Source organism: Desulforhopalus sp., from assembly GCA_030247675.1.
GTDB lineage: Bacteria > Desulfobacterota > Desulfobulbia > Desulfobulbales > Desulfocapsaceae > Desulforhopalus_A.
This window is the reverse complement of sequence record JAOTRX010000008.1, coordinates 205,852-227,388: the sequence shown is the minus strand read 5'-3', so window position 1 is coordinate 227,388 and position 21,537 is coordinate 205,852. Positions and strand designations below refer to the sequence as shown.

The 21,537-nt window shown below is 53.0% G+C and carries 13 protein-coding genes, 1 tRNA gene and 1 pseudogene; 8 read left to right on the top strand and 7 right to left on the bottom strand.

The genetic code is table 11. The features are described 5' to 3' along the window. From OEL83_17145 to OEL83_17135, 3 genes are all read right to left on the bottom strand, one after another. On the bottom strand, positions 1-786 hold the full coding sequence (locus OEL83_17145) for a Stp1/IreP family PP2C-type Ser/Thr phosphatase (GenBank protein MDK9708770.1): 786 nt from the start codon (positions 784-786) through the stop codon (positions 1-3). Next, complete coding sequence (locus tag OEL83_17140) at positions 783-3,230, bottom strand: protein kinase (protein ID MDK9708769.1); 2,448 nt, start codon at positions 3,228-3,230, stop codon at positions 783-785. The genes OEL83_17145 and OEL83_17140 overlap by 4 nt, the downstream gene beginning before the upstream one ends. A 192-nt stretch (positions 3,231-3,422) precedes the next feature. Next, positions 3,423-6,500: a patatin-like protein gene (locus OEL83_17135; GenBank protein ID MDK9708768.1), complete on the bottom strand. Its 3,078-nt coding sequence runs from the start codon at positions 6,498-6,500 to the stop codon at positions 3,423-3,425. A 647-nt stretch (positions 6,501-7,147) separates the two neighbouring features. Between OEL83_17135 and OEL83_17130 the strand changes: the two genes are divergently transcribed. The 3 genes from OEL83_17130 to OEL83_17120 all read left to right on the top strand — a co-directional run bounded on the left by OEL83_17130 (position 7,148) and on the right by OEL83_17120 (position 12,639). Beyond that, complete coding sequence (locus OEL83_17130) at positions 7,148-9,154, top strand: hypothetical protein (GenBank protein MDK9708767.1); 2,007 nt, start codon at positions 7,148-7,150, stop codon at positions 9,152-9,154. 45 nt (positions 9,155-9,199) lie between these two features. After that, a complete protein-coding gene (locus tag OEL83_17125; protein MDK9708766.1) occupies positions 9,200-11,497 on the top strand; it encodes a response regulator in 2,298 nt (765 codons plus the stop codon). A gap of 215 nt (positions 11,498-11,712) precedes the next feature. Further along, on the top strand, positions 11,713-12,639 hold the full coding sequence (locus tag OEL83_17120) for a diguanylate cyclase (protein ID MDK9708765.1): 927 nt from the start codon (positions 11,713-11,715) through the stop codon (positions 12,637-12,639). Positions 12,640-12,838: 199 nt separating this feature from the next. Here OEL83_17120 and OEL83_17115 read toward each other — a convergent pair. Both OEL83_17115 and OEL83_17110 read right to left on the bottom strand, forming a co-directional pair. Continuing rightward, a tRNA-Arg gene (locus OEL83_17115) sits at positions 12,839-12,915 on the bottom strand. A gap of 93 nt (positions 12,916-13,008) precedes the next feature. Continuing rightward, complete coding sequence (locus tag OEL83_17110) at positions 13,009-14,199, bottom strand: HD domain-containing protein (protein MDK9708764.1); 1,191 nt, start codon at positions 14,197-14,199, stop codon at positions 13,009-13,011. 224 nt (positions 14,200-14,423) lie between these two features. Between OEL83_17110 and OEL83_17105 the strand changes: the two are divergent. Beyond that, positions 14,424-14,603: pseudogene (locus tag OEL83_17105) on the top strand (Rdx family protein). A gap of 46 nt (positions 14,604-14,649) precedes the next feature. Here OEL83_17105 and OEL83_17100 read toward each other — a convergent pair. Further along, positions 14,650-15,201 (bottom strand): metal-dependent transcriptional regulator, encoded by a 552-nt coding sequence (locus tag OEL83_17100; GenBank protein ID MDK9708763.1) that lies wholly within the window; start codon positions 15,199-15,201, stop codon positions 14,650-14,652. Between the two features lie 159 nt (positions 15,202-15,360). Here OEL83_17100 and recN point away from each other — a divergent pair, with 159 nt between their 5' ends. Both recN and OEL83_17090 read left to right on the top strand, forming a co-directional pair. After that, positions 15,361-17,049: a DNA repair protein RecN gene (gene recN, locus OEL83_17095; protein MDK9708762.1), complete on the top strand. Its 1,689-nt coding sequence runs from the start codon at positions 15,361-15,363 to the stop codon at positions 17,047-17,049. Then, positions 17,046-18,095: a thiamine biosynthesis protein gene (locus tag OEL83_17090; GenBank protein ID MDK9708761.1), complete on the top strand. Its 1,050-nt coding sequence runs from the start codon at positions 17,046-17,048 to the stop codon at positions 18,093-18,095. Before recN ends, OEL83_17090 begins: the two co-directional genes overlap by 4 nt. Before the next feature lie 35 nt (positions 18,096-18,130). Here OEL83_17090 and OEL83_17085 read toward each other — a convergent pair whose 3' ends face one another. Next, on the bottom strand, positions 18,131-19,081 hold the full coding sequence (locus OEL83_17085) for a tRNA-dihydrouridine synthase family protein (GenBank protein ID MDK9708760.1): 951 nt from the start codon (positions 19,079-19,081) through the stop codon (positions 18,131-18,133). A 248-nt stretch (positions 19,082-19,329) separates the two neighbouring features. Between OEL83_17085 and OEL83_17080 the strand changes: the two genes are divergently transcribed. Beyond that, positions 19,330-20,829, top strand: a complete 1,500-nt coding sequence (locus OEL83_17080; protein ID MDK9708759.1) for an HD domain-containing protein — start codon at positions 19,330-19,332, stop codon at positions 20,827-20,829. Between the two features lie 59 nt (positions 20,830-20,888). Then, on the top strand, positions 20,889-21,524 hold the full coding sequence (locus tag OEL83_17075; protein ID MDK9708758.1) for an RlmE family RNA methyltransferase: 636 nt from the start codon (positions 20,889-20,891) through the stop codon (positions 21,522-21,524). Positions 21,525-21,537: the final 13 nt, after the last annotated feature.

The following is a 21,537-nucleotide window of genomic DNA, read 5'->3' as shown; positions in this document are numbered from 1 at the left end:
TTACCTCCAAATTCTGTTAATGGCTGATTTGAGAACAGCTTGCCATTTATTGTCGTAGCAGTCAATCACGACTGCGGTAATGTTGTCTTGTCCTCCAACTGCGTTCGCCTTTTCTACCAGGTGCCTGGAGATTGCAGCAGGAGTCCCATTGCCCATAAGAATAGCCTGCAGATCCTTATGGTCAACAAGATTGCTGAGACCGTCACTGCACAGCAGGAAACGATCGTTGGTCTGTACATCGACTGGAACAATGTCCGGCTCTACTCCCGTCTCGGTGCCGAGGGACTTGACCAGAACATGGCGCATCCGGGCTTGTTCGGCCTCTTGCTGAGAAAGCATGCCGGCGCGAACCTGCATGTCAACCCAGGTGTGATCTCTGGTCAACTGAAGCAGTTCATGGCCGCGCAACCGGTAGGCGCGGCTGTCCCCCACATGACCGAAATACAACTGACAACGGTCCCAGCGCATAAAGGTCAAGGTTGTACCCATTCCTCTGCGCTGCGGATTCACCTGGGCATCCTGATAAATTGTGCTGTTGGCCAGTTCTATGGCAGTCTGCAGCGTTTCCGCATTGCACGGACCGGGGGCGGCGCTCCCCTTGTCGCACAGCAGTGCCTTGAATACCGTCTTGACCGCCAGGGCACTGGCGAATTCTCCGCTGGCATGTCCACCCATGCCATCGGCTACGACGAACAGGCCCCGCCGGCTGTCAATCCGGAAGGTATCTTCGTTATGTTCACGCACCCTTCCACAATCACTGCAACCACCGGCAACGAAATAGATCACTTTCTCACCTTCTCCCTGCAGGTACGTGCTGCAGCAACAACGATGGCGGCATTATCAGGGCGGTGTGAAACGGCCCTGACGAGCAGCATATCAACCAGGTCGTGAACACAAACCGGCAGGCCTTTGCGCTTTTCACTGAGAGGTTTGTATCTGACATTGGCAATGTTGTACATTAATGAGGCAATGCTGTCGCCAACGAAGGCCTTCTCGCCGCATAACAACTCATAAAGTACTGAACCGAGAGAGAAAAGGTCTGAACGGCCGTCGACCTTTTTGGCGGCGACCTGTTCGGGGGACATATAACTCGGCGTACCCAGAACGAGGCCGGTCTGAGTCTGGGAGTCGGATACCACCCGGGCGATACCGAAATCGGTGACCTTTACCGAGCCATCGGGCAGACGCATGATGTTCGCCGGTTTAATATCGCGATGAACGACATTATTGCTGTGGGCATAGGCCAGGGCCTCGGCGATATCGGATATAATATCAAGAACCTCGGCCAGCGGCAGCAGGGCGTTGGGTTTGCAGTGGATCGACAGATCTTCGCCATCGAGGAACTCCATCGCCAGGTATGCAAGATCGTGTTCTTCCCCGGCGTCAAAGATGGTGACGATGCCGGGGTGATTAAGTCTGCCGGCCGCCTCAGCCTCGCGGAAGAAACGCTCTTTAATGGCCGGCAGTTGGGCTTCGTCGACATCGGAATAGGCCAGCGTCTTGATAGCCACCTCGCGGTTTATCTTGGGGTCGCGGCCAAGATACACGGTGCCCATGGCACCTTGACCCAACTCACGGATAACCTCATAGCGGCCGAGGGTGGGGTGGACTGCCCCCTTTTCAAGGATCATAGTGGCGTCCCTATTTTGCCGCCCGAGCGATACACCGCCATTCTGCCGTAGCCGTGTCAGGCGCGTCGAGATGTCCTTGTAGCGGCTGCTTTGCGCCAGATATTCGTAGGCGCGAAGAGCTTGATTGAATTGGCGTTTTCGCTCGAAATCGAGGCCCAGATTGTAGATCAGGTCGCGGGCAGATGGGTCACCCGGCGAACATGCCTGATAGGATTCCAATGCCTTGTCGAGCAAACCTTTTTCCTGCAGCATCTTACCCAAGCTGCAATTGAGTTCGTTCAGAATCTCCGATCGTTCACGCATCCATCTGGCGAAGTGCAGCAATAGCAGGCCGCAGCCCGTCAACAGCAGTGGCGGGGTGAGCTGCAGCCACCACCCGAAATTGCTCAACAGCACCGTGGCGATGGCCAGCCATATCAAGACAAACGACCCCATGAGGATCATGGCGGTGCGGCCTGGCAGGCGAGGCACCGCCAGCCAGAGGAAAAAGGCAAAATAAAACAGCACCAGCACCTCAACCATCGGCAACCAGTCCGGCCGGGAAAGCTGAAAGTCGCCAAGCATCTGGTTGATCATTTGGGCTTCTGCATATTCCTGAGCCCGGGCGTGGTCAAAGAGACCAACAATAGCCACCTTCCCCTCGACAAGAGCCGGTTTATTAGTCCCGGAGAGAATGTCGGCGGCGGAAACCTTGGCCATATTCGGCAGCAGCGCCTGGGGAACCGGCAATAAACACAGGCGGTTATCGATCGGGTAGCGACGCTCGCCAACCGACAGCACCACTGTCCCCGGCTCCGGCGATTGCAGATGGAGAGACTCGGAGGAGGCCTTGCGGCTGACCATTGTGGTGGCAAGGGCTGCCGAAAGGAGATACCTTTCACCAACGGGCAGAAGCAGCGACCCGGCAAGAACCCCCTCGCCCCCTGATGCGATAAACCCGACCGCAGCGGCCTGACTCCGCAGTTCTTCCAAGGGGACCCGGGCCGAGGTGATATGGATAACCGGTTTCAGTGAGGAGAATGGGTTGGAAAAGTGCTTGAGATGCTGACCCCAGGTCCAGTCCGGCAGGGTAAATTTGACAGACAGCCTCTGCAGTTCAGCCGAGGTGCCGTCCACCTCGCCAAAGGTATGGATCGGTGCCACCAGCACCACATTGCCGGCCTCACGCAGGGCTTTGCCGAGTCGGGCGTCGGCGTCGAGTTCGATCTCTAAGGCCGATAATTCCTTGTTGATGCGCGACCACAACTTGCTATGCCCGGCCTCCGGCGATCGCCCCCATTCATCGAGCATGGTGCTTAATTTCTGGGCGAGTTCTTTCGAGGAAGGGGAGGAGAGTGGTAGGTACAGGAGAATGGTTCCGGCTTTTTGTCTGGAAAGCTGGGTGACCAGTTTGGCAAGACCCTCCCGGGTGAGTTCAGCCCCGGACACCTGGACAGTGACAACCGGTGATTCCTTTGCCATTGGAACGACAGCGGCACGCAGGGTCAGGAGGTGTCTCTCCAATGTTACCAGTGGGGATATTTGGTACAGCGTTGCCGCTGCAAGCAGCAAGGCAAAAAGCAGAATCAGGTGGGTGACGGAAAAGGGCCGGAGTTTCATCAATATCCTGGTATCTCAGCTCACAGGTGCAAATCCGGGCGCCATCATTATCAATCTCCGTGATTTTTTAAAATAACCGAACGGCCGCTGTCAGAGTATCCTTTCAGAGGCTATTTTGCAATTTTTTTGTCGTGCATATTCAATGCAATATGCTCTCTGTCTGCGGCCTATCGGACGCTTGAAGAAATTGTATCAGCGCATCCACGGCATCATCAGGTTGGCAAATTTTTGCAGATAGCCGATCGCAACTTGATAGCCAAGTGTCGAGAGCACTGCAGCCCCCAGTATCACCAGTCCTTTGACTGCCAGGAGAGTCTTCCGGGGGAGGGTCCCATACGAGAACCATGACCGCAGGTTTCGAACGATAAACCAGATACCTCCAGCGTAGAACAACAACTTAAAACCGACAGAGGTGAAATCAGAGGTAAAGACCGAGCCCAGCAGGATGAGAATTATTGCGACAATAACCAGTAGTGCAAGAATGCGGCTGACCAGTAAGGTCTTGAGAGACCCGGGAAGGCTTACCTGCACGAGTTCCATCAAAATTATGCCGGCAATTTTCAGTTTTCCGGCGATGCCCTTGAACGTTTCAACACCTTCGAGCATTTCTCCTGCTATGCGAGTTGTTCGAGTCAGCCAGTCCGCCAGTTGCTGCCGGTCTGGTCCTCTCGGTATGTCGTAATATTCTTTGATAAACGCCTGCCAGTTCGCTGGATTGTTCGTTACCTTGGAAAGTATCTGGGTCAATGGCCCATTCTTTATGAGTTCAAGACGGGTGGCGATTTCATCTTTACTAAGCCCCGGGCCACAATGATTATGAATTTGGCCGGCGACCCATCTGTAAATTCGACCGTTGGCGGGATTGAATTCCTCCTGCAAAATTTCCTCCCTGGCCCGCCGGATATACTCGTTGCGAAGATCTTTGTCCACCGGATCAGGCAGGAGCGAAACAATTAAACGCTCGGCGCCGTCAAGGCGACCCCACAGGATATCATTTTCCCTCCATCCCTCGGATAAAAAGGCGCCAAAGGCGCCGAGCTTTGCGCCCGCCAATTTTTGTTCATTGGTCAATGCACTCCTGATGGTCAGATCGGTGTCGGCGGGGCCGATGCGGAAAACATCGACGGTTCCCGATTCCCCAACCCGGCCGTTAGGCAGGAGTCGGGCCATGACGGCGCTCGTACTTTCATATACTTTCCAAAGATGTAGCAGCCAGACTGCCGCCAGCCATTGAATTGATCCGTCTTTAAGATCCGCCTGTCGGACAAGTGTATCCTTCTCTTCGTATACACTTTTCAGGTTGGCATGGATTACATCCGCCAGGGCGGTGAAGTAATTGTCAATGAGGGAAGCAGCTCCCAAATAGAGGTCTTCTGCCCAGTGCTGTTGGACGTCAGTGTCGACAAGGTTAAGTAATTCCAGGAGATTTTTGGTTGAAAAATGGTTGCGAAGGGCATCGGTCCTTTCCTGGAGAACGTTTGTCCCATGCTCGCCGGCAGGTCTACGGTTGCGCGCCTCTATGAGCTTATTGGTCCGGGACAGACCTGTCAGAAGCTTGGTATGACGCTCTCTCACCGGCGCCAGCGCCGCGAGGAAGGCATTCCGGGGGAATTCCGACTTGGAAACCGCGGGCTCTGTCCCGCCCTCCAAAAGTTGATCCCGAAAGGCATCGAATTCAATATCGTTAAACGCTGCAACCCGGTCCATCATATAAATAAGGTAACGGAGTCTGCTCAGACGGAAGCCGAAGTCATAGCGATAAATGAAATTGGTTTGTGACTTTCTGTTGGTTGTTATTCCTTCTTGTTTGGTTCCGGCAAAGGTGGCGTTTCTCCAGGCTTTGACAATGAGCCGGACAACGCGGTAATAATCTCCGGTCTCGTTGAGCCCAAGCTGGCGGGTCACTACTAAGGCCAGCCAGTTGGAGACATGTGCTATCTTCATCTGCTGATCGTTGACAAACGACCCGCCCTTGATGTTTAACAGCTCATCCAGATATAAGTCACCGTACAATTGTCCATCTTTGAGTTTCATGTGGTCGGGTTCCTGCCGGGTACCGGTGGGATCGATCCTGAACATGGCTTTTTCGATCTCGCTCGCCCGGAGTGCCTTCCTGTTCATTTCGTTTATCCGGGCGATATCCTGGCGGATTGTTTCATAGCGAGGCAGGGTGGTGGCCGCCAGTATGGAGTTTTCAATGAAATTGAATTCGGTTTTGGCCTGGCACTGTTCAAGGTGTTCCGGGAATGGATCGACAAAAATCAACTTGCGAAATGCAGTGCAGTTGGATGTTCGCTCGCCGATTCGATCGATTACATGGCCAAATGGGCGGTTATCCAGATAGCCGCCGTCGGCAAAGACACGTTCTTTAAAAGAGGTCCTTTCGGGTCGAGCTTGGGTCTTGTCTCCGGATGCACTCGTTTCCGCAGGCTCGTGGTAATTCTCGAAAAATCGTTGGAATTCTTTGCAATCTTCAGCGGTTGGCTGAGGAAAAATATCTCCAAAGCGCATCGGTTCGAAGGCCCCGGGAAACGACGAAGTACACCGGGCGGCGAAGGCGAGCATTGCATCGTATTTCGAGTCAAAGTCGTTCGTTTCTTCGAGCGGGTCATATTCAAAGTGGAAAACGCTGTGGTGTTTCCGTTCCAAAACGGCTGTATCGGTTAATTCGAGGGGTATTATCAAGCCATTCAAGTCGGTCGCCGTGACGTAGAGATCAATGCGGTCGGCAGATTCTCCGGCGGTGGTGTCAATTTTATCTTTCTCCTCCATCTGGGCAAAGGCATCCCGCAACAAGCCATACATGCGGCGGCTGTTGAGCAGGCTTTTTTTCGGCATCGCAGTCTGGAAGCGACCGCCATCTTCGCCTTTCTTGTCATTAAGCAAGGTGTCCAAATCAGCCTTTTCCATCCAGAGATCACGGAGATCGTTGAGATTTTTCGATTTCAAGGCAAGGGCTTTCGCTAAAAAGATCGCATTGATCCCCCCGGCCGAGGTGCCGGCCAGTACATCGATGACAAAACGGGTACGAGGAGTGGTGCAGCTAGTGGTTTCGCCGGGCCTGCGCCCGAGGTGAAGCAGACAGGAAAGCTCCCGGTAAATTTTCTCGGTCCCCTGCAATGCGCTTTCGTCGGCAACCGATGTTGCCCGCACCAGCCGCAGCATTTCCTGGGCTATGCCGTTCATATAGATAGCGAGAGAGATTCCTCCGTACATAACGACGGCATAGCGAATTTCCTGCGAATCAAATTGGTGATTTTGGCAATTCATGTGTCCTCTCCTTTGCAACGAATCCATGGGCAGGCCCGCTTATTATGGCTATGCTGAATAAGGGTATTGTCTGTTGGCGGACCTCGTATCGTAGGTGAGCCAGCGCCTGATGCCGTGCTCGTAATTCTGGTTATAGGTTGGATATTGTGCAGCCAGTGAAGATGGCTCGACTATTGGAGATATGAAAGCTGATGTCTAACATTCAATACGGGCTTTGTAAATAGATTTAACTTCCTGTTGTTTCGTGGTTAGCCGGTGCCGAAAATTGCTCCATTGCTGAAACCATGAACCATGGGTTTTATGACAAAATGCTAACCCTGTTTTATTGATGATTCTCGGCAGTTTTCAATATGAAATTCCCTGTTAGCCAACAGTAAGGAAAAAACAACTGTCGTTTTTTCTGGTCATGCAACGGAAGCGGCACGAATTTGTTCTGAGGTGGAAACAAACTTTTTAGACACCTCACGCCAAGCATGATATCATTTTCTAGAAAATGCATGGCATCCCTTGGTTGGGTCTATTGGGCCCGGAGATAACGGGCAAAATGATACGTCCGAGCTGCGGGAGAACCCGAGCCCCATAACCATTCGAATTGACCCAGTGGAGCAATAGGGGCAATGGAAAATGCTGGCAGCACCCGGAGGCAGATGATGATTTTTCGATTGCATCACCACTATCGATTTTTAACCTGGTTGAGAGTATTCGCCCTCGTAGTTGTTTATACAGTGCAAAGTACCATTGCAGGCCTGAGTGAAGCCAGGGCACTGGAAGATACAGGCCCGGAGAGTGCACCGAAATCGGCAGACAGGCTCCACGATCGAAAAATACTTTGGGTGAGCTCCTACCATGAAGGATATGAGGCAAATGATGATATCGAACGGGGTATCCGTGCCATCCTGAAGGACAAGGCTGTGCAATTACAGGTATTGCACATGGATACGAAACGCAACGATGCGGAGGATTTCGGTGTACAGGCGGGGCTACGGGCCTTGGCCATGGTCAAGGAATTCGCCCCCGACGTGATCATCGCCTCCGATGACAATGCACAAAAATACCTGGTGGTCCCTTATCTGCTGAACACAGGGATTCCGATTGTGTTCTGCGGAGTGAATTGGGACGCCTCGATCTACGGCTATCCAACCAAAAACGTCACAGGCATGGTGGAGGTGGATCTCATTGAATTATTTGAGCATCTGGGGCGTCATGCGCGGGGAAAACGCTTAGGCTACCTGGGTGGTAATGTCGAGACGGAACGAAAGGTTGTCGATATCTATAATGATCGGTTCTTCAAGGGCAGCATGAAGAGTTACCTGGTGACCAGCATGGACGAATTCAAAACCGCTTTCCTGAAGGCCCAGGAGGAGGTCGACATGCTGTATATCTCCAACTACACCGGCATCAAAGACTGGGATCGTATTGAGGCGGAGCTCTTTCTCAGCCGCCATGCGCGCATACCAACCGGATCGCATCATGGTTTCATGGCGCCGTACGTTGTCTTCGTGGTCTCGAAATCAATGGAAGAGCACGGGGTTTATGCGGCATCAACGGCCCTAAAAATTCTCGAAGGGGTCAGCCCCGCGGAAATCCCCGTCAGTGAAAACAGCCGGGCCGAGCTCATCCTCAACCTGCGGATGGCCGCTGCCGTATCTATCGTCCCGCCGCTTGCCCTGCTGAAAACCGCCACCATCATCGGCCAGGAAGAATTGCAACTCGCCGGTGCGGGAGCAAAACGCCCAGCAGGTGGTTACACCGGCAGGAAAATTCTCTGGGTAGACTCGTATCATCAGGGATACGAGTGGAGCGACGAGATGGAGAAGGGAATTCGCGATGTGCTTTATGATACTGGAGTCAATCTACAAATTGTTCGGATGGACAGCAAGCGCAACGATTCGGCAACGTATGGAAGGGATGCGGGTCTTAGAGCCAGAGCTGCCGTTCAGGAATTCAAACCGGATGTCGTCATCGCCTCCGACGATAACGCCCAGAAATACCTGGTCGTACCCTTTCTCAAAGACAGCGAACTGCCGGTAATTTTCTGCGGGGTAAACTGGGATGCGGCAATTTATGGATACCCGACGGCGAATATAACCGGAATGGTTGAGGAAGATCTGGTCCCGGAAATGCTGAAAAGGTTTCAAGCCCATGCCCGAGGAAAGCGGATCGGCTACCTTGCCGGTAATGTCGAAACGGAAAGAAAGATAGTGGATATTTATAACAAACGGTTTTTTAACGGGGAGATGAAAACCTATCTGGTCAACAGCATGGATGCCTTTAAAGATGCCTTCCTCCGTGCCCAGAAGGAGGTCGACATGCTCTATATCTCAAACTATAGTGGAATAGCTGATTGGCATCCAGCCGCGGTAGAAAAATTTCTTCTCACTAACAGTAAAATTCCCACCGGGTCACACAATAGCTTCATGGCACCTTACGTATTGTTTACCGTCGCCAAATTACCGCTGGAACAAGGAGACTTTGCCGCCAAGACAGCCCTTCGTATCCTAGACGGCCTTTCACCCGCCCAGATCCCGGTGGCGGTTAACGAACTCAACCACATAACCATCAATGTGAAAATGGCCCAGGCGGCGAATTTCGTTCTGCCCGCTTCCCTTTTAAAAGGGGCGAAGCTTATCGGGCAGGGAACGCTGCAAAATTAACAACGCAACAGCTGCTTTTCGGCAGGAAAACGCAAGCAAGGCTACATGAAGATCAAATATGAAATCAACATGGTATCCCTGGGAATCCTGATAGCGGTGTCCTTGGCCATTGCCTTTGCCGGTGTGACCGCCCTCAGCAAGGTTACCAGCGAACTCAATCAAAAGCTCATGACCAATGAGGTGAGAAACCTGGTGGCAAAGATTTATGCGGCACACCAGGTGCTGCGAGATAATCGGGTCGACAAGGTTGCCAGTTATATCGAAAGGACGAAAGCAGAACAGTTGCAGGAGCTCAACACCTATACCTTTGGCAAAACCGGCAAGCTCAGGATCATTGAGCTCCCCGATCGCATGGTTATGCCCAGAGGTTCTTTGCTGGAGGAGGCCTTCCCGGCAACCTGTCTGGCGGCGATCGCTCAACAAAAAAACGGTTTGTTCCCCTGTTTCATCGCCGGTAAAGACCATCTTTTACGCTTTGAAACCTACGATGATTGGAATTGGACGGTCGTACTCTCCTTGGAAAATGCTGAAATCCTCCAAGCTCGCGACAAATTTCTCGGCGATGTGGTGGTGATCCTTCTGGCGAGCCTGATCGCCGGGGCAATTCTACTGCTCTGGTTAACCGGGAAAATCGTCAAACCCATCAGGCAACTGGCTGCGGCAGCAGTCAGCGTTAGAAATGGCCGGTGGGATGTGCCGCTGCCAAGCCCGAAAGGAGATGGAGAGATAGCCCAGCTTTCTCGAGCCTTCCAAAGCATGGCGCGTAACCTAGCCGACACCTACGGTAAACTGCAGGAGAATATTCAACAGATCGCTGACTCGCGAGAAGAGCTGAATAAGCGAAAAATTTTTCTCGAATTACTATTGTACCATGCACCGGATGCAATTATCGCCCTGGATGCCGACTACCGTGTCCTCGACTGGAATCCCGGTGCTGAAAAAATGTTCGGCTATACTCCGGGTGAAGCATTCGGCAAACAACTGGATGATCTTGTGGATCACCACGAGCACCAAGGTGAATCTGGTGCCACAACCAAAGCGGTGCTATCAGGCAAACGTGTGGAGGCCTTTGAAACGAAACGCTACCATAAGGACGGCTCGCCGCGACATGTGATCGCCGCCGGGACCCCCATCATGATAAACAATGTATTGACAGGGGCGGTAATCGTTTACACGGACATCACAGTCCGGGTGAATGCCGAAGAGGCCCTGCACCGTGCCCAGAAAATGGAGGCGATCGGTACATTAGCTGGTGGTATTGCCCATGATTTCAATAATCTTCTGGCAGGTATCCAGGGACATGCCTCTCTTATGACGGCCGATCAATCGGTGCCTTCCGGCCAACAGGAACATATCGCGGCCATTGAGGCCTATGTCAAAAGTGCCACGGATCTGACCGCTCAGTTGCTCGGTCTTGCCCGGGGCGGGAAATACGAGATCAAACCCATCGACATCAATGTCCTGCTCAACGCCAGTGCAACGATGTTCGGGCGTACCCACAAAGAAATCCGCATCCACGATCAGAGACAGCCTACACCTTTGGTCGTCGAAGCTGACAGACGGCAGCTGGAACAGGTGTTGCTTAACATCTTCATTAACGCCATGCATGCCATGCCCGGTGGCGGTGAAATATACCTTAAGACTTCGAGTGAATACCTGGATGAGGTCTTTTGTAAAATTCATGGAATAATAGTGGGCAACTACGTCAAGGTATCCATCACCGATACCGGCATTGGTATCGATAAGAATACGCAACAGCGGATCTTCGACCCGTTTTTCACTACCAAGGACAAGGGGCGGGGTACAGGGCTGGGACTGGCATCGGCCTTTGGCATTATAAAAAATCACGGCGGAACAATGACCGTCTACAGCGAATTGGGGCATGGAGCATCCTTTAGTTTGTATCTGCCCTTGTCGGAAAAGGCCCCGATCCGGGAACCGAAGGCCGACAAACACATTCAGCAAGGATCGGAAACCATTCTCCTGGTAGATGACGAAGAAATGATCAGAGAGGTGGCCTGCGCGATGCTCCAGACCCTCGGCTACCAGGTGGTTGTTGCGGCAAGCGGCGCCGAAGCGGTGGAGACGATAAGTCGGCGCGGCCGCAGCATCGATCTGGTTATTCTCGATATGATCATGCCGGATATGGACGGCGGCAGGACATTCAACCGTCTTCAAGCCATCAAACCAGGGATAGCGGTGCTTCTTTCCAGCGGCTATTCATTAGATGGTCAAGCCAACGACATAATGCAGAATGGCTGCAAAGGTTTTATTCAGAAACCCTTCACACTCTCAGAATTGTCGCAAAAAATCCGCCGAGTTTTCGAGGATATTGAGGTCTGACAACCGGATAGCATGCATCCGTTCGTGGTTTGGACATGGAAGACTATCTTGCTGGTATGTCTTGCATAAAACCTATTTCAGCGCATGGTGTTAGGGCCTTTTCTTCTCAGAAACTCGCAGAACGAGCTCAATAAGTTTGGAAATGGATTGTTGCAGATAATTTGAACTCTTGTGACTTGTGTTTTTTAATAAATTAAATCAACAGGTTGATATCTATGAATTATTCATTAGCTTTTTATAAATCGATTATTGATTCTGTGACCGATAGCATTGTTGTTATTGATCGAAACGGGACAATACACTTTGTCAATAGAAGCTGGACAATTTTCGGGCAGAAAAATGGATATCCTGTATCTATAAGTTGGCTAGGAATGAATTATTTGGCAACTTGTGGCCAATCAGCTTCGAGCGGTGATCAATACGGGAAGATTGCCGCAGAGGGTATTGAGACAGTAATATCACATGAAGCTGAAAATTTTTATTTAGAATATCCATGCCACAGCACAACTGAAAAACGATGGTTTATGATGAGGGTTTCTCCACTCGATCTTGCCGAGGAAAAACTGTTCGTCATTTCCCATCAGAATATAACTGAACGAAAACTTGCCGAAGAGGAAGTGCTGAATCTTTCACGGATTGATGGGTTAACAGAAATAGCCAATCGCCGATTTTTCGATATTTTTATTGATGAAGAATGGCGGAGGTGTGAACGCCTGGGTTTGCCGATCAGTCTGTTGCTGTTGGATATAGATCACTTCAAACTATATAACGACACGTACGGTCACATAGCTGGTGATGAATGCTTAAAAAAGGTAGGGAAAATTTTAAGGATGTTTGGCAAGAGACCCGGAGACCTTTCTGCGCGATATGGAGGTGAGGAATTTGTCATCGTGCTTGGCAACACCAGATTGGCCGATGCTGTTCACCTTGCTCAAGATTTGCTGAAAGCTTTTATGGAACAAAGTATTCCCTTTCAATGTTCCCCTGTTGCAGACAAGGTCACAGTGAGTATCGGAGTGGCAGCCATAATTCCGCAAAAGGGTATTCAATCAACACAACTAATTGATACTGCAGACACCATGCTCTACGCAGCCAAGAAAAATGGAAGGAACAGAATTGAATATCATGATGGAAATGCATAATCATCCTTCGCTGTATAGGCCGTTTAAAAGATGAACATCGATCCTATCCAAATAAATACCTGTGTATTGTCCCTATTACACTGTGCTGACTGAGTCATCATACCATTGGTTTTCATTTGTGTGGGACCAATGAGGGATAAATCTCGTGAAAAGAAAAAAGCACTTAAAGCGATAACGCTCTAAGTGCTTTTTTGTTATTTGGTACACCCGGAGGGATTCGAACCCCCGACACCCGGATTCGAAGTCCGGTGCTCTATCCAGCTGAGCTACGGGTGCATGTCGGCGGAGCTGATGGATACCATGTTCAAGTTTTCAGGTCAATGGTTATGTCGCTGGGGACTGGACAATTGAGAGAAGGGGGCGGTCTGCCTATGGAAGATGGGTCTTTTCCGGGACCTTGCAGCCGATCTTCCTTGCTTGCCGAAGGAAGAAGTCGTCGGTCATGCCGGCAATGAAGTCGCGAACCTTCTCCGCAGAACTGTAGCACACATGGGAGGCCCGCGGCTCGATATTGCTCATCAGGTCAATGTCATCGGGGATTGTTCCGGGGGATTTTTCTAAACAGCTCAGGTAATAGTCGAAGAGATTTCGGTAACATTCCCTGATGGTGGGACTTTTCTCTTTCGTCTTGGGGGCTAAATAAATCTTCTTGTAGTTGAAAGACTTTAGCTCAGCCAGGGCATCGGCTATCGCCTCGCTGAAACCGATATATGATGCCTCCGGCGTTGAAATACGGCTGTTGGTGATGAGGTCGGTCACCAGGTTGTAGACAATAGTGCCATTGGTGTCGCCGAGCATCTTTCGACAGTTTGCGGGTATGTCTTCCCGCCTGATCAATCCGAGGATAATTGCATCCTCAATGTCTCTGCCTATATAGGCCACGGTATCGGCGAGCCGGACGACGCATCCTTCAAGGGTTGCCGGCATGAGGGCCAGCGCTCTATCAGCAATTTTTCCCTCTAGCTTCCGGTCGAATTCCTCAAAACTCCCGATCGGGACGGGGCGGATATCCCGGGAATGTTGTTCGCCATCGTGACAGAGGATGCCATCCAGCACCTGCAGGGTCAGGTTCCAGCCCTGTCCCTTGCGTTCGAGCTGGTCGAGGAATCGTACCGATTGGATATTGTGTTGAAACGGCGGCAGATCATGCTCTATACAAAGATCAGAAAGGAATTTTTCACCATCATGGCCAAAAGGCGGATGGCCGATATCGTGGCCGAGGGCGATAGCCTCGATAAGGTCTTCATTCAAATGAAGAAAGCGGCCGATAGTTCTGGCAACTCTTGCGACCAATTGGACGTGCAGGACTCGATGGGTTATATGATCATTGGTGATGAGTGAGAAGACCTGGGTTTTATCGATATACCGTGCATAGGCCCGGGAGTGAAGAATCCGGTCGGCGTCGAGGGAAAATTGCTGGCGATACCCGGTCTTCTCCTCCGGCGATCTCCTGATTCCGGCGCTGGACAATGTGGCGGGCGGCGATAGCTGCCGGGACTCTTGAAGGTTCAGCTCCTGCATCTGGCAGAGAAGGGTATCTACTTGCTTGCTGGCGGTCATTTTTTTCTGAAGGTCTATTGATATGGCACAAAAAGTAGCTAGTTTTGTCAACAATACGTTACACTGCCCCCGTTTGTTCGCTGCGGGGGCCGCGGCCTTGACCGGCAAGGTCCGGTACTGGGCAGGTCATTTTACAGGATTATGATCATTTACAACGGGTAATAAAGGGAGAATACATGAAAATATCGATCGAGTACTGCACAAAGTGAAATTATCAGCCACGCGCCTCCAGTCTGGGGGACGAATTGCGGAGAACCATGGGAGCGGAGGTGGATTTGCTGGCTTCTTCCGGCGGGGTCTTTGAGGTGGTTGTCGATGGGAAACTGGTTTTTTCAAAAAAAGATCTCAAGCGGTTTCCAGAAGAAGGGGAAATCGTCCACCTGCTCGGGGGACAACATCGTTAGCGGTCACGGAGTCAGATGTGGCTGCTTTCCAGCACGCACGACGGTGTTATTTGCCGGATTTGCCTGGGGATTTTTGCGAAGGAGAGCCTGCTGTGCTCAGGGACCCCGGTACTTCACGGCAGTGCGAGACGCAGGTGGTGCAGTTGGCACTTTGTTTTCCCCGGGTGCAATAATCAGCAAAACCCTTGATCATCTCATCGCCGCCCCTTGGGCATACCTGCATGAATTCGGTGAAACTGATCATTCTGGCAATGATTTCCGGGGGGGCCGCATGTTCTATTCTGCAGGCACCTTCCTCGGCAACTGAGTCGTTAATGGATAGAACCTTAATAAAGAATTGTTTCAGGGCCTGATGGCGAAAGATGACATCTTCCGCGACCGTCTTCCCTTCTTCAGTCAAGGTAATTGCTTCATACGGAGAATAATTGATCAAGCCTTTTTTCGAAAGGGCGCGCAAGGCCTCGGTTACCGAGGCGCGACTGACGCTGAGGCGGGCGGCAATCTCCTTGCTTCTGGCCACCAGTTTGGCACCTATGATATGGTAAATCGCCTCAATGTAGTCTTCAAGGCTGGCACTGAGGTCTGGTTTCCCTTTCATATTGAAGTGTCTAAAAAAAATGGGTATGGAAAGCTGGATCGGGTGATTGCAGGCGATGAACAGCCCCGCCGGTTGTTCCGGCGTCTTGGTAACCTACAGTCCTTTTAGTGGAGAGTCAAGGAAGGACTTCTTGTTATGAAAAGGTGAGAAAAAGAACCCATGTTGTGCGAACTGCGAGTAAAAAATTTGGCTCTGATCGAATCTTTGGAGCTGAGCTTTGATCAGGGAAAATCCTCCGGACTGGTGGTGATGACCGGGGAAACCGGTGCCGGCAAGTCGATAATGCTGCGGGCCATCCAGCTGCTCACCGGCGGAAGGGCATCCGTCGACTGGATACGCAGCGGCGAGGAGTCCTGCGAGGTGGAGGCACTGTTCGAGTTGAGTCCGCAGCACGGCCGCCTGTTGCAAAGACTTGAGGAAGGAGGTTTTGGCAGTGATACCTCGGTTGTTGTCAGGCGCATGCTCCACAATTCCGGGCGCAGCAGGTTTTATATCAACGGGTCCATGGCTACCGCCAAAAATGTTGCCGACCTGACCGCCGATATGCTCAACGTCGCCAGCCAGCATGATCACCAGCAGCTGCTCCAGCCCACCCTGCATCTTGATATTCTCGATACCCTCGGCGAGCTGTGGCCGGAAAGGCAGGAACTGGCAAGGTCCTTCGAGCTCTGGCAGACAAAAAGAGAGGCCCTGGCAGCGCTCAGGCAGCAGGAACAGGAGAAGGAACAAAAGCAGGACTTTCTCCGTTTCCAGGTGGCTGAAATCCGTCAGGCAGGCCTTCAGCCCGGAGAGGAGGAAGAACTCAGCGCCGAGAAGAAGCGGCTGAAGAATGCCCAGGCATTGATTAAAGTCAGCCAGGAAAGCTACCACCTTCTCGGCGGAAGCCTCCTTGATGGCCTTATCCAGCTGCGGCAGAACATGGGACAAATGGCCGTCCTTGATCCGGCGGCGGTCAAGCTTGCCGAAGATATCAGCGGCTATACCTTTCTTGCCGAGGATTATGTCAGCCAGCTCAGGGAGTACCGCGATCTTCTGCATGATGATCCATATCGCCTCGACCAGGTCAACGAGCGCCTTGATCTGGTTTTACAAATGAAGAGAAAGTACGGCGACTCGATCGAGGCGATTCTTGATTTTGCAGAAAAATGCGAGGCAGAACTCGTTCTTTTCGAGAATATGGATAAAACCATCGCAGCCCTTGAAAAGGAAGTGCAGGGCCTGGAGAGGGACATGGTGGGCAAGGCCCGGCAGCTTTCCAGGAAGCGCCGGCAAACCGGCCAGGATATGGAGAAGGCCATGGGACAGGAACTGGCCTCGCTGGCCTTTGACCGGGCCGGCTTTGTCGTCCACTGGCGCGAGGTGGAGGAGATACCCGAAAAAATGCGGGTAAGTGGCTGGGACCGCGGCGAATTCTATTTTTCCCCCAACCCTGGTGAACCTGCCAGACCTCTTGCGAAAATCGCCTCCGGCGGTGAATTGTCGCGGCTGATGCTGGCGATGAAATGTCTTCTCGCCAAAAAGGATATGGTCGATACGGTCATCTTTGATGAGGTCGACGCCGGAATCGGCGGCCAGGCGGCGGAGGCGGTGGCGCGGAAGATTCAAGAACTGGCGGGGCATCACCAGGTCTTTTGTATTACCCACCTGCCGCAGATTGCCGCCCGTGGCACCCAACATTTCCAGGTATCAAAGGCCGTGGAGGGTGGACGCACCCAGTCGGCGGTAGTGCGACTTAGCCCAGAGGACCGGGTGCGGGAGCTTGCCAGAATGCTCGCCGGCGATTCGGCAACGGCCCAGACCCACGCCTTTGCTAAAGAGTTACTGGGAAAGGGGGGTGTCTCGGTATGAAGAATATTAAGGCCCTCGCCCTTTTCTCCGGTGGCCTCGATTCGATTCTCGCGGCGAGAGTGGTCATGGAGCAAGGGGTGGAGGTGGAGGCGATCCAATTTGTCACCCCCTTTTTCAACTATGACCTTCTTGATGATGTGGCCGGACACCAGGCAAGGATGCTTCGTTTGTACGGTATTCGGGTCGTGGTTGAGGACATCAGCCCGGGCTATCTCCAGTTGCTGCACAATCCGCTGCACGGTTTTGGCAAGAACTTCAATCCCTGCATTGACTGCAAGATTCTCATGTTTTCCCGGGCCAAAGAAATGCTTGCCGAGCGGGGTGCGTCGTTTTTGATCTCCGGTGAGGTTTTAGGGCAAAGGCCGATGTCCCAGCGCCGCGATACCCTGAACGTCATCGAGCGTGATTCCGGCACCCGGTCTCTGCTGCTGCGGCCGCTGTGCGCCCAACTCCTCAAAGAGACACTGCCGGAGCTGGAGGGCTGGGTGGATAGAAGCAAGTTGCTGCGCATGAGTGGCCGTGGCCGTTCGGCGCAACTTGCCCTGGCGGCGCGGTACGGGGTCACGGAATTCCCGGCCCCGGCGGGTGGTTGTACCCTGGCCGATCCGATTCTTGGGCGGCGGATCGAGCAACTCTACGGCAGCGAATCGCTGCTGCGGGGGGCGGAGATTACCGTTGCCGACATTCGCTTGCTGCTCCTTGGCCGGCAATTCCTCCTGCCGGGGGGCATCTGGCTGATCCTTGGCCGTGACGAAAGGGAAAACGACACCGTGGCAGGTCTTGCAGGTGGTGATGATGCCCTGTTGCTCATGGAGGACTGGCCCGGCCCGACAGCGGTGCTGAAAAATGTCGGCAGTCATGCTTTGTCTCCTGCGCAATTACAAGAAGTATTCTCTCTTGCCGCCGCCTTGGTTGTGCGGTTCGGCAAAAGGCTCCCGGAAGGAGAAACTGAAAATACCGTCACCTGCACCTTTGAAGGCAAGCGAATGCCTCTCGTCGTTGCGCCGCTGGCCGACGAAGTGTTCAAGAGTTGGAGGCTTCTCTAGCGAGCCAGCTATCGCTCGAATCAGTCAGCTTTTTTCTACGCCGCGAACACCTGCTCAATTGCCTGCCAATACGTCTCTAAGCTGTTGCTTTTTAATATCTTCTTCCCAAGTTTTTCTTGGCCTGGAAAGGAAATGATGAGATAGGACCAAAGCTGTTTGAGCCGGCTTAGGACATGCGATTGTCCCGAGAGCCGCTGCTGATAGCGGTCGACCAGGTCTTGATGAAAGGCATACAGACGTTTTCTTCTCTGGTCGGCGCTACCTGCCGGTAATCCTTTGATTTCCTCCGGCAAAAACGGATTGCTGAGGGCACCCCGGCCGATCATCCAGCGGTCGACGGTCGGGAAGCGGGTGGCCAGAGTGGTAAACGCAGCCAGGTCATTGATATCGCCATTGTACACCAATGGATGGCGGCTGAGTTTTTGACATTCGGCAAAGCCGTCTGGGTCGGTGGCTCCCTTGTAAAGCTGGACGCCCAGGCGGGTATGGATGATAATTTCTTTCAATGGAAATTGGTCGAGTTGTGGCAGCAGTGCAGCCAGTTCCGACCGGTTATGGAAACCGAGCCGGGTCTTGATCGACAGCTCAACGCCCAATTGCGGCATAACCTGCTGAAGGATATCGAGGATCACCTCAGGATAGGGCAAGAGGCCGGAACCTTTTTTCTTGCGGGCCACCATCGGCGCCGGGCAACCGAGATTCCAGTTGACGTGGCGATAGCCCAAATCGGCAAGACGCCGGGCGAGAACGATAAAGGATTCAGGGTCGGTATGGAGAATCTGCGGGACAAGCGACAGCCCTTGGTTGTTGTCGGGCAGCACGTCGCGCAGCATGATATCGTCAAAGAGCGTCTTTTTCTGCGGCGTGATAAAGGGGGCAACGGCCGCGTCAAAGCCGCCGAAATGTCGGCTCAGGGTGTCACGAAACAGGGCATCGGTGAGGCCGCGAAGCGGCGCCAGATATAGATAGGGCTGGGTGTCGGGCATGAGTTTGTCGGGGCAATGGCGCGAAACTGTCTTTCTTTGCCTGAATATGGTATCTTGTCCTCCTCTTCCGGGAGGTGCAAGGGCAGTTGTATGTTGGTCCGAAGGATGGTCTTTTAAAGAAGTGCTGAAAAATCCATATCTCAGGACCGGTGGTGATAACGGTGCAGGGTCGAAGACCCAGATTCCTCAGAAGGATCGGCCGGTCGAGTCGCCAGGAAATATAGTCTTGTGCAAGAGGAAAGAAAAGGGTGCAGTGTGTAGTCCCGGATAATTTGCCTAAACTGTGGCAAGAAACCTCCCCGGAGGTGGCGGATGCACTGTTGCGCTTGGTGGAAAAAAGTGCCGCCCCTTTATATCTCGTCGGTGGTACGGTGCGCGACTGGCTGCTCGGGAAGCGATCAGGTGACATTGATGTCGCCACTCCGTGTTCCGCACTCGCCCTGGCAAAGATGTTTCGCGATGAGCTAGGCGGCGGTGCCATAGTCGATCTCTCCGGTCCGGATGACGAGGCAGTTCGTGTCGTGTGGCGGGGCGAGCAGGTGGATTTTGCCACCTTTCGCGAAAAAACGGCCACTATCGAGGAGGACCTGCGGCGCCGCGACTTCACTATTAATGCCATGGCGGTGCCGCTTTCGGCCCTTGCGGGCGGTGGGCAGCCACCGCAAGTTCTTGACCCGACCGGGGGGCTGTCGGATCTCCGGGACGGCCTGATACAATCCTGCCCCGGCGCTTTTTTTGCCGACCCGGTACGGATGCTGCGCGGCTATCGTTTGCGTGCGGTTTTGGGGTTTTCCCTGGCCCCGGCAACGAGGACTGAGGTGCGCCAACAGGCGTTTCGTATAACCGGTGTCGCCGCCGAGAGAAGCAGCTATGAACTGCGACTGATTTTTTCTTCGCCAAGGACCAGCGAGGTTGTGCGGGGCATGGCCGAGGATGGCTTACTGGCCGTGTTGTTGCCGGAGTTGTACCTGGGGGCAGGTGTCGTTCAGCCGGAATTTCATCATCTTGATGTCCTGGGGCACAGCTTTCTCACATTGGCGATGATGGAGGAGATCCTTGCCGACCCGCGGCGCTTTTACCCCGGTCGGCTTGCAGAAATAACCGAGTATCTCCAAGAGGATGACTGTCGGCCTTGTCTCAAGTGGGCGGCCCTGCTGCATGATGTCGGCAAACCGGTGACTGGGATCCGGCAGCCGGGCGATGGAGGCCGGTTGACTTTTTACCGGCACGACGAAGAGGGGAACCGGATTTTTCGTGACTTTGCCATGCGCAACCGGTGGAGCAATGCCGACGCAGAGCGCACCGGAAGGCTCATCGCCATGCACATGCACCCGTTTCATCTCTGCAATGTCGCGCGGGAGGTTCCGTTGACGAGGCGGGCGGCTTTGAAGCTCTGCCAGCGGGCCGGAGCGGAGTTGCCCGGCCTTTTCCTTTTGGCGATGGCCGACAGTCTGGCAAGCAAAGGGGAGAAGAAGCCGGAGCGGATGGAGGCGGAGCTGGCTGAACTCTATGATACCGTACACAAAGTGTATAAAGATTATATCCAGCCGGTCCTTTTGGCGCCGCGCTTATTGACCGGCAAGGATCTCATTGAGGAATTTGCCTTGGTGCCGGGGCCGCTGTTTGCAACCCTTCTCGACGAACTGGACGTGGCCAGGGTAGAAGGGACGGTGTTCGACCGGCCTGCGGCTTTGGCCTTTGTCGCCGCCTATCTGCAAGGCCGTGGTCAGGCTCGGTCTTCCTCATGACGAAGGAGTTGGCGGCAGCCTGATTTCGTCTTGTCAAAGAATCATAAATGGACTAAAACGTGCGTAAAATAAACGATTATTATTCGAAAAAAGCGAAAAAAGAAAACTATCCGGCCCGTTCGGTCTATAAACTCGAAGAGGTTCAGCAGAAATATAAGTTCCTCGCCCGGGGCGACAGCGTTCTCGATCTGGGCTGTTATCCGGGCAGCTGGTCGCTTTTTGCAGCCGAGGTGGTTGGCCCGAAGGGTATTGTTGTCGGAGTCGATCTCCAGCAGGCGGATCAGGCGGCAAGACCTGGCGGGGCGTCGATTCACTGGTTATGCCAGGATATCATGACGCCGGAGATGATAGTTGCGGTACGGCAGTTTCGTCCGGCCTTTCGGGTTTTGATATCCGATCTGGCGCCGAAAACCACCGGCAACCGGTGGGCGGATGCCCAGCAGTCCCTGGCCCTGGTGCGACAGACCCTGGCTTTGGCCGAGGAGCTGTTGCTCAATAAGGGACATTATCTTTGCAAGGTCTTTCAAGGCGAGGACACCCCGGAATTGGTCGCTGACATGAAACAGCGTTTCGCGATGGTAAAGGTTTTGAAACCAAAGAGCTCCCGTGTTGAGAGCCGGGAAATTTTTATTTTGGGAATGGACTACCAAAAACCAGCTCCCGAAGAAATGTTGCAGCAAGAAGAGATATTATAATTAAAAATTAATA